This is a genomic window from Winogradskyella poriferorum (assembly GCF_050618035.1).
GTDB lineage: Bacteria > Bacteroidota > Bacteroidia > Flavobacteriales > Flavobacteriaceae > Winogradskyella > Winogradskyella poriferorum_A.
Window position 1 is genome coordinate 1 of sequence record NZ_JBODPY010000299.1, and the last position, 213, is coordinate 213.

At 39.4% G+C, this 213-nt stretch carries 1 protein-coding gene; it reads right to left on the minus strand.

Going from position 1 to position 213, the window contains the following annotated elements; translation table 11 throughout:
* The coding region (locus ACRHOC_RS15845) for a hypothetical protein (RefSeq protein ID WP_431159521.1) at window positions 1–180 on the minus strand (180 nt) is incomplete at its 3' end.
* Window positions 181–213: the final 33 nt, after the last annotated feature.

Here is a 213-nt window from a genome sequence, read left to right on the forward strand (position 1 = left end):
AGTCTCGATATATCGCCGCTGGCCTTCGGCATAAATGGTATCAAAAGCTAATGAGGACTTTCCACTTCCAGATAATCCAGTAATAACCACGAGCTTCTCTCTGGGTATGGTCACATCTATGTTTTTAAGATTGTGAACACGTGCAGCTTTTACTTCGATGGTATCATGTGTATTTATCATAGTATTATAAGCCGAAATGGATGATTTGCAAAG